We start from the raw sequence: 8,262 nt of genomic DNA on the forward strand, positions 1-8,262 counted from the left end.
CTGCGCGCGCAGCTCGTCAAACACCTCGACTATGCTGAGCAGACGACCCTAACGGGCGGAATCGACTGATATGACTACTGATGCAGTGCAAACCATGATCCCGACGCTGGATGTTACCGAGCGTCCGGCCCCGCGTGCGAAGGTTGAAGCCGGCGTCAAGCTGCGCGGCGCCGAGAAGGTTGCACGCATCCCGGTAAAGATCATTCCGACCACCGAACTGCCGAAGAAACCCGACTGGATCCGCGTGCGCATCCCGGTTTCCCCGGAAGTCGACCGCATCAAGGCCCTGCTGCGCAAACACAAGCTGCACAGTGTCTGCGAAGAAGCGTCCTGCCCGAACCTGGGCGAGTGCTTCTCCGGCGGCACCGCGACGTTCATGATCATGGGCGACATCTGCACCCGTCGCTGCCCGTTCTGCGACGTCGGCCACGGTCGTCCGAAACCTCTGGACGTCAACGAGCCGGAAAGCCTGGCCATCGCCATCGCCGACCTCAAGCTCAAGTACGTGGTGATCACCTCGGTAGACCGCGACGACCTGCGTGATGGCGGTGCCCAGCACTTTGCCGACTGCATCCGCGAGATCCGCAAGCTGTCGCCGAACGTGCAGCTCGAAACCCTGGTCCCGGACTACCGTGGCCGCATGGACGTAGCGCTGGAAATCACCGCCGCCGAGCCGCCGGATGTGTTCAACCACAACCTGGAAACCGTGCCGCGCCTGTACAAGGCTGCGCGTCCGGGTTCGGATTACCAGTGGTCGCTGACCCTGCTGCAACGCTTCAAGCAGATGATGCCGCACATTCCGACCAAATCCGGCCTGATGCTGGGCCTGGGCGAAACCGACGAAGAAGTCATCGAAGTCATGAAGCGCATGCGCGAACACGACATCGACATGCTGACCCTCGGTCAGTACCTGCAACCGTCCCGCAGCCACTTGCCGGTCCAGCGTTTCGTGCACCCGGACGTGTTCGCCTGGTTTGCCGAGGAAGGCTACAAGATGGGCTTCAAGAACGTCGCTTCCGGCCCGTTGGTACGTTCCTCGTACCATGCCGACGAGCAGGCGAAGCTGGTCAAGGCCGAGCTGATCTCGGCCCTGTAATCAGCTGATGAAAGACAAAACGCCCGCACGGCTTCACAGTCTGCGGGCGTTTTTCTGCCTGCCTACATCCACGGCGGTCTTTTCCCGCAACGCGCGGCGCGAATGACCCCCTTCTGTTTATGTCCGTTCCTGACTACTGTGTGCTGAAGATTTCATGCAGGGAGATTCATGGATGACCGTTCGACCGACCCACACCCTTTTTCCTTACGCCCCTGTGCCGGCCTTGCCGTCGGAAGGCGTGATCGGCGTGATCGCGCCTGCCGGTCCCGCACCGCTGGACACCGATAAGGCCGTGCAATGGATGCGCGCCCGGGGCTATTCGCTGCGGATTTTCCCTGGCGTCTACGAGAGCACCGGCTACCTCGCCGGCAGCGACGAGGTGCGGCTCAATGACCTGCACGGGGCATTCGCCGACACGGAAGTCGACGCGATCATTTGCCTGCGCGGCGGTTATGGCACGCCGCGCTTGCTGGACCAAATCGATTTCGACTTGTTGCGGGCGAATGCCAAGCCCTTTATCGGCTACAGCGACATCACGGCGCTGCATCTGGCGATCAGTCGCTATGCCGGCTTCGTGACCTTTCATGGCCCGCTGCTGAATGCCGACCTGCTGGGTGACAAGCAGCGGCCCACCGAGTCCTCGTTCTTCAACATGCTGCGCGGGCAGGTGAAGGCGGGCAGCGTGCTGACGCACCCCGTGGCCTACCCGTTGAGCACCATCGAGCCTGGCATCGCCCACGGGCGCTTGCTGGGGGGCAACCTGTCGATGATTGCCGCGACCATGGGCACGCCCTACGAAATCGATGCCGAAGGAGTGATCCTGTTTATCGAGGACATCAACGAGCCGTTGTATCGCATTGATCGGCTGCTGACCCATCTGCGCCTGGCTGGCACCCTGGGCAAGCTGCGCGGGGTTTTGGTGGGGGATGTGGCGGGAGTGGAAGCTGCTGCGCTGGCGCGGCTGCTCAAGCAAACCTTCGAACCGTTGCGGATACCAGTGCTGGCCGGGTGGTGCAGTGGTCATTGTGATCCGAATTTGACGCTGCCCATGGGGGCGTTGGTCAAGCTGGATGCGGGGAACAAGGTGTTGGTGTTGGAGCAGGATGTGGTGGTCAAGGCTTAGAGGTTTATCGTCTGACAGTCAGTCTTCGCGAGCAAGCCCGCTCCCACAGTGGGTGCATTCCAAATGTGGGAGCGGGCTTGCTCGCGAAGGGGACACCAGCCATACGGCTATCTATCGGTTGCGCAACCCTTCCAGCAGCTTATGCGTCGGATACCCATCCGCCGGCCAGCCAAACGACTGCTGTGCGCTACGAATGGCTTTGCGGGTATTGGCGCCAATGATGCCGTCAGCGGTGCCCGCGTCGTAGTTCTGGTTGCTTAACAGATTCTGCAGCTCGATCCGTTCGCTGCGGCTCAGCGGCAAATCATCTTTTGGCCACGAACCACTGATCAGGCCGGCACCGTTAAAGCGCTCGGACAACAGGCTCACCGCCAAGGCGTAGGACGACGAGTTGTTGTACTTGAGGATCGCGCGGAAGTTGTCGAGGACCAGGAACGCCGGGCCACGATAACCGGCCGGCAGCAGCAGGGCGGCTGACAGGTGTTCGGCGCCTGCCGGAACCTGGGCGCCATTGGGCAGCGAGACGCCCAGTTGCTGCCATTCGGCGACGCTCTTGCGAATCGTGCCGTCGGCCAGGACGTAGTTGAAACTGCCCGGCAGTTGCACTTCGAAGCCCCACGGCTGGCCTTTCTGCCAGCCGGAGCTTTGCAGGTAGTGCGCGGTCGAGGCCAAAGCGTCGGCCGGGCTGCCCCAGATATCGCGGCGACCGTCGCCATCGAAGTCCACGGCGTGGGTGTTGTAGGTGGTCGGGATGAACTGGGTCTGTCCCATGGCGCCGGCCCAGGAACCGAGCATTTTCTCCGGCGTGATGTCGCCCTGTTGCAGGATCTGCAGGGCGGCGATCAGTTGCGCATGGGCAAAGCCTGGGCGCCGCCCTTCGTAGGCCAGGGTTGCCAGGGAATTGATCACTGACTTGGTGCCCTGGAACTGCCCGAAGTTACTCTCCATGCCCCACACCGCGACCAATGCCTGGCGATCGACGCCGTAGCGCTGCTCGATGCTTTGCAGGATGTCGGCGTACTGGCTGACCAGCGCCTGGCCCTTGCGTACCCGCAGTGGCGACAGGGCACCGTCGAGGTATTCCCACACCGGGCGGGAAAACTCCGGTTGGCTACGGTCGGCGCGGATCACGCTGTCATCGAAGCTGACATTGGCGAAGGCGCGGTCGAACAGGTCGGCGCGAATGCCGGCGGCCAGGGCGTCCTTGCGGAAACCGGCCTGCCACTCAGCGAAAGTCTGGGTCGGCTGGAGGTCGAGGTTTTCACCGGTCGGTACTACGGGCGGGATGACCGCAGGCGCAGTGGCGACGGGGAGGGTTTGAAGCGGTTGGGCGTCGGCGGCGGTCGGTTTTTCCGCGCAGGCGACAAGCAGTATGAGGCTGGAGGCAGCAATCAATTGGCGAACGTGCCAACGACGGGAAAGACAAAGGGGCATGCACAGGTCCAGGGAATACGAATCAGGTGCAGACCTTAACATGGAGAAGGGGGGTTCTGCTTTAAGCAGCCAGAAAGTAAGAAGCCTCCCAGCTATTAGACTGGAAGGCTTCGCGGCGGTAGCTGCCTTTGCCCTTGCCGGCTCGTTCCTGACGGCTGCGGAACAGTGGCTGGGCGATGATGGATTTGGCCTTGTTCGGGCCATTTTTAGATGGCTTTTTGCTCATGATGATTTCTCGCGAGTGAGTGGGTTTTGCGGGGGAAATAATCTGCTGAAGTTGGGGTTCTGTCTATAGAGCAAATGGAGGTGTTTTGTGTAGGAAAACGCAACTCAAAAGATCGCAGCCTCGTTTCACTCGACAGTTCCTACAGGTCTAAGCGATCCAGTGTAGGAGCTGTCGAGTGAAACGAGGCTGCGATCTCTTGATCTTACTCAGCCGGTAACGACAATCTCTGACCCGCCATCAACAACGATAACCGGCTCAAACTCATCCACGGAGAACCCGCCGCCTGGCCTTTGATCTGCGCATCAATGCGCTGCGCTTCCAGCAACAACTGCGCCCAGCGTTGCGCCGAATAGCGTTGCAAGGCTTTGCTCATCAGCGGTTTGCGCTTGTCCCACACCGGTGGTCGGGCCGAGCTGAAAGCTTTGTCCAGCGGCACGCCCTGGCTGTATTGCAGCGACAGGTTGGCCAGCAGGCGCAACTCACGGGCCAGGGCCCAGAGAATCACCGGCGGTTCGACGCCTTCGCCACGCAACCCTTCAAGCATGCGCAAGGCATGGGCGGCTTCGCCGTTGAGAATCGCATCGGTCAGGCCGAACACGTCAAAACGCGCACTGTCGGCCACGGCCGCCTGCACGGTTTCGACAGTAATCTGGCCACCTTCGGCCATCAGCTTGAGCTTTTCGATTTCCTGGGCAGCAGCCAACAGGTTGCCCTCGACCCGCGCAGCGATCAGTTCGACGGCGTCCTGGCTGGCAGACAGCCCGGCCTGGGACAGCCGCTGGCGGATCCAGCTCGGCAACTGGTTGGCATCCACCGGCCAGATCTGCACGAACTGAGTCTGCGCACCATCGACCAGCGCCTTGCCCCACTTGGTCTTTTGCGCGGCGCCATCGAGCTTGGGCAGGCTGATCAGCAGCACGGTGTCTTCGGCGGGACGCGAGCAATATTCGATGAACGCGGCGGCGCCTTTGTCACCGGGCTTGCCCGAGGGCAAGCGCAGTTCCAGAAGACGCTTCTCAGCGAACAGCGACATGCTGGCACCGGCCTGCAGCAGCGTTCCCCAGTCGAAACTGGCGTCGGCGGCGAAGACCTGGCGTTCGTCGAAACCTTGCTGGCGGGCAGCAGCGCGGATGGCGTCGGCGGCCTCCTGGCACAACAGTGGGTCATCGCCACTGATGATGTAGACCGGCGCGAGGGCACCTTGCAGGTGTTTGGCGAGTTGGGCGGGGGCGAGTTTCATAAGAAAAGGCAAACGGGGCGCCTGAGCGCCCCGTAAGTCTTACTGCTGCGGGATTTGGACAGGCGACTGGCGCGGGGTTTCCGCTTCAGCCTTCTGCGCCGCTTTCAGTGCATCGGCTTCAGCCTTGGCACGGGCATTCGCGGTCTGTTGCAGCTGATCCAGTTGCGCTGGAGTGATCTGCTGCAGGCGCAGGATCATGCGTTGAACCAGTTCGCGACGGGTTTCCACTCGGGCCGTTGTGGCTTCCTGGTCGGAGCCCACCAGGTTGTTGCCGTCGTGGATAAAGATCTTCTGCACTTCGAGCTTGTCGCTCATCAGTGCCAGGTCGTGCTCGCCACGGATGTCGTAGTTCAGCACGGTGGTCACCTGGTACTCACCCGTACGACCGGCACCGGCGTAGCTGAGGATGCGCTGGTTTTCCTGCTCATCGGTCAGAATCAGCTTGTACGGTGCGCCGGTGTAAACCTTCACGCCGCTGCTCGACAGCACCTGACGCAATTGCGTCACGGTTTCGCCATAGGCGTTGCGGGCGCTCACGTCGAGCTCCTTGATTGCCAGTTCAGTGGTGCCAGTGCCGCGCAGCTGGAAACCGCAGGCGCTCAACAGGACTGCGAGGCCCATCACCAGCAGATTGCGTTTGATCATCTTGTTGCTCCCCTTGAAACCATGTGGGCCGACCGTGCGGCCCGAAAGGTTTAACTCGGCGCCAGGCTCACCTGGCGCCTGATCCAATTAGCTGGCGACGATATTGACCAGTTTCCCGGGCACTACGATCACTTTACGAATAGTCAGGCCATCGACGAAGCGCAGCACGTTCTCATTTGCCCGTGCGGCGGCTTCGACTTCTTCGCGGGTGGCGCTGGCCGGCATTTCAATATGGCCGCGCAGTTTGCCATTCACTTGAATGACCAACTGAAGACTGTCCTGCACCAGTGCGCTCTCGTCCAGCACCGGCCAGCCTGCATCGATCACCGGATTTGCGTGACCCAGTTGATTCCACAATTCGTGGCTGATGTGCGGCGTAATCGGCGCCAGCAGCAGGGTGACGGTTTCGAGGCCTTCGTGAACCAGCGCTCGATCCTGTTCGGTGCCTTGCGGGGCTTTTTCCAGCACGTTCATCAGCGTCATCACCTGGGCGATGGCGGTGTTGAATTTGTGGTTCTGGCCGACGTCGTGGCTGGCCTGCTTGATGGCCTGGTGGATCGAACGGCGAATGGCTTTCTGCCCGTCGTTCAGGCTGGCGATGTCCAGTTTGCCCGGCAAGCCCTGAGTGACGTGGGCTTGAGCCAGACGCCAGACGCGCTTGAGGAAACGGTGCGAACCTTCAACGCCGGAGTCGGACCATTCCGCGCTCATGTCGGGCGGCGAGGCGAACATCATGAACAGGCGGCAGGTGTCTGCGCCGAACTGGTCGATCATCGACTGCGGATCAACGCCGTTGTTCTTGGACTTGGCCATCTTCTCGGTGCCGCCGATTTCCACCGGCAGGCCGTCCGCGATCAGCTTGGCGCTGATGACCTTGGCCTTGCTGTCGCGCTCGAGTTCCACATCCGCCGGGTTGAACCAGGTGTAGGCACCGTTGGCTTCACGACGATAGTAAGTCTCGGCGATCACCATGCCTTGGGTCAGCAGGTTCTTGAACGGCTCGTTGGAGCTCACCAGGCCTTCGTCACGCATCAGCTTGTGGAAGAAGCGTGCATACAGCAGGTGAAGAATCGCGTGTTCGATGCCGCCGATGTACTGATCCACCGGCAACCAGTGGTCGGCCGCGGATTTTTCCACCAGGCCGCCTTCATAGTGTGGCGAGGCGTAACGGGCGTAATACCACGAGGACTCGACGAAGGTGTCCATGGTGTCGGTTTCACGCTTGGCCGGTGCGCCGCATTTCGGGCAGCTGCACTCGTAGAACTCAGGCATGCGTGCCAGCGGCGAACCGGCGCCGTCCGGCACCACGTCTTCCGGCAGCACGACCGGCAGTTGATCTTCCGGGACCGGCACATCACCGCAGGTTTCGCAGTGGATGATCGGGATCGGGCAGCCCCAGTAGCGCTGACGGCTGATGCCCCAGTCGCGCAGGCGGAACTGGGTGCGCGAGGCACCGAGGTTTTTCTTGATCAGCGCGACTTCCATGGCATCGAAGGCGCCTTCGAAGTCCAGGCCGTCGAACTCGCCGGAATTGATCAGCGTGCCGTGTTCGCCGTAGGCGTCCTGCCATGGTGCCGGGTTGGTGTCGCCGGAGCTGGTGCGCACCACCGACTTGATCGGCAGGTTGTACTTGGTGGCGAACTCGAAATCACGTTCGTCGTGAGCCGGAACCGCCATCACCGCGCCGTCGCCGTAGTGCATCAGCACATAGTTGGCGACCCACACCGGGAGTTTTTCGCCGGTCAGCGGGTGCTCGACGAACAGCGACGTCGGCAGGCCTTTTTTCTCTTGGGTGGCGACGTCCGCTTCGGCGACGCTGCCGCCCTTGCATTCAGCGATGAATGCTTGCAGCTCAGGGTTGTTCTGCGCGGCCAGGGCGGCCAGGTGGTGTTCGGCGGCCACGGCGACGTAGGTCGCGCCCATCAGGGTGTCCGGACGGGTGGTGAAGACTTTCAGCACGCCGCTTTCGCCGATGGAATCGACGTTGTACGGGAACTGCACTTCCATGCCACGGGACTTGCCGATCCAGTTGCGCTGCATGGTCTTGACCTGTTCAGGCCAGCCCGGCAGATCGTCGAGGCTCGACAGCAGTTCATCCGCGTAAGCGGTGATCTTGAAGTAGTACATCGGAATTTCGCGCTTTTCGATCAGCGCGCCGGAACGCCAGCCGCGACCGTCGATCACCTGCTCGTTGGCCAGGACGGTCTGGTCGACCGGGTCCCAGTTCACAGTGCCGCTTTTTTTGTAGATCACGCCTTTTTCGAACAGGCGAGTGAACAGCCATTGTTCCCAGCGGTAGTAATCCGGCTTGCAGGTGGTCACTTCGCGGGACCAGTCCACCGCCAGGCCCAGGCTGCGCAGCTGGGTTTTCATGTAGGCGATGTTTTCGTAGGTCCACTTGGCGGGCGCTACGTTGTTCTTCATCGCGGCGTTTTCCGCCGGCATGCCGAAGGCGTCCCAACCCATGGGTTGCAGGACGTTCTTGCCTTGCATGCGCT

7 protein-coding genes and 1 pseudogene are annotated in these 8,262 nt (G+C 61.6%); 3 read left to right on the top strand and 5 right to left on the bottom strand.

Annotation, left to right across the window (positions count from 1 at the left end; all coding sequences use genetic code 11):
* From ACIQY3_RS27420 to ACIQY3_RS27430, 3 genes and pseudogenes are all read left to right on the top strand, one after another.
* A pseudogene (locus ACIQY3_RS27420) lies at positions 1-69 on the top strand (octanoyltransferase); the annotation flags it as partial.
* Between the two features lies 1 nt (position 70).
* Positions 71-1,096: a lipoyl synthase gene (lipA, locus tag ACIQY3_RS27425; RefSeq protein WP_054052430.1), complete on the top strand. Its 1,026-nt coding sequence runs from the start codon at positions 71-73 to the stop codon at positions 1,094-1,096.
* A gap of 172 nt (positions 1,097-1,268) precedes the next feature.
* On the top strand, positions 1,269-2,219 hold the full coding sequence (locus ACIQY3_RS27430; RefSeq protein WP_403026037.1) for an LD-carboxypeptidase: 951 nt from the start codon (positions 1,269-1,271) through the stop codon (positions 2,217-2,219).
* A 111-nt stretch (positions 2,220-2,330) separates the two neighbouring features.
* Here the strand turns inward: ACIQY3_RS27430 and ACIQY3_RS27435 are convergent, their stop codons facing one another.
* The 5 genes from ACIQY3_RS27435 to leuS all read right to left on the bottom strand — a co-directional run.
* Positions 2,331-3,653 carry a lytic murein transglycosylase gene (locus ACIQY3_RS27435; RefSeq protein ID WP_403026039.1) on the bottom strand — a complete coding sequence of 441 codons (1,323 nt, stop codon included), beginning with the start codon at positions 3,651-3,653 and terminating at the stop codon, positions 2,331-2,333.
* A 61-nt stretch (positions 3,654-3,714) separates the two neighbouring features.
* On the bottom strand, positions 3,715-3,879 hold the full coding sequence (gene arfA / locus ACIQY3_RS27440; protein ID WP_094470475.1) for an alternative ribosome rescue factor ArfA: 165 nt from the start codon (positions 3,877-3,879) through the stop codon (positions 3,715-3,717).
* Between the two features lie 202 nt (positions 3,880-4,081).
* Positions 4,082-5,119 carry a DNA polymerase III subunit delta gene (holA, locus tag ACIQY3_RS27445; RefSeq protein ID WP_403026210.1) on the bottom strand — a complete coding sequence of 346 codons (1,038 nt, stop codon included), beginning with the start codon at positions 5,117-5,119 and terminating at the stop codon, positions 4,082-4,084.
* A gap of 39 nt (positions 5,120-5,158) precedes the next feature.
* A complete protein-coding gene (gene lptE / locus ACIQY3_RS27450) occupies positions 5,159-5,764 on the bottom strand; it encodes an LPS assembly lipoprotein LptE (protein ID WP_403026042.1) in 606 nt (201 codons plus the stop codon).
* 87 nt (positions 5,765-5,851) lie between these two features.
* Positions 5,852-8,262, bottom strand: a 2,411-nt coding sequence (leuS, locus tag ACIQY3_RS27455; RefSeq protein ID WP_403026045.1) for a leucine--tRNA ligase, incomplete at its 5' end; no start/stop codon positions are given.

The sequence above is a fragment of the Pseudomonas sp. NPDC096950 genome, from assembly GCF_044762525.1.
Classification (GTDB): Bacteria; Pseudomonadota; Gammaproteobacteria; order Pseudomonadales; family Pseudomonadaceae; genus Aquipseudomonas.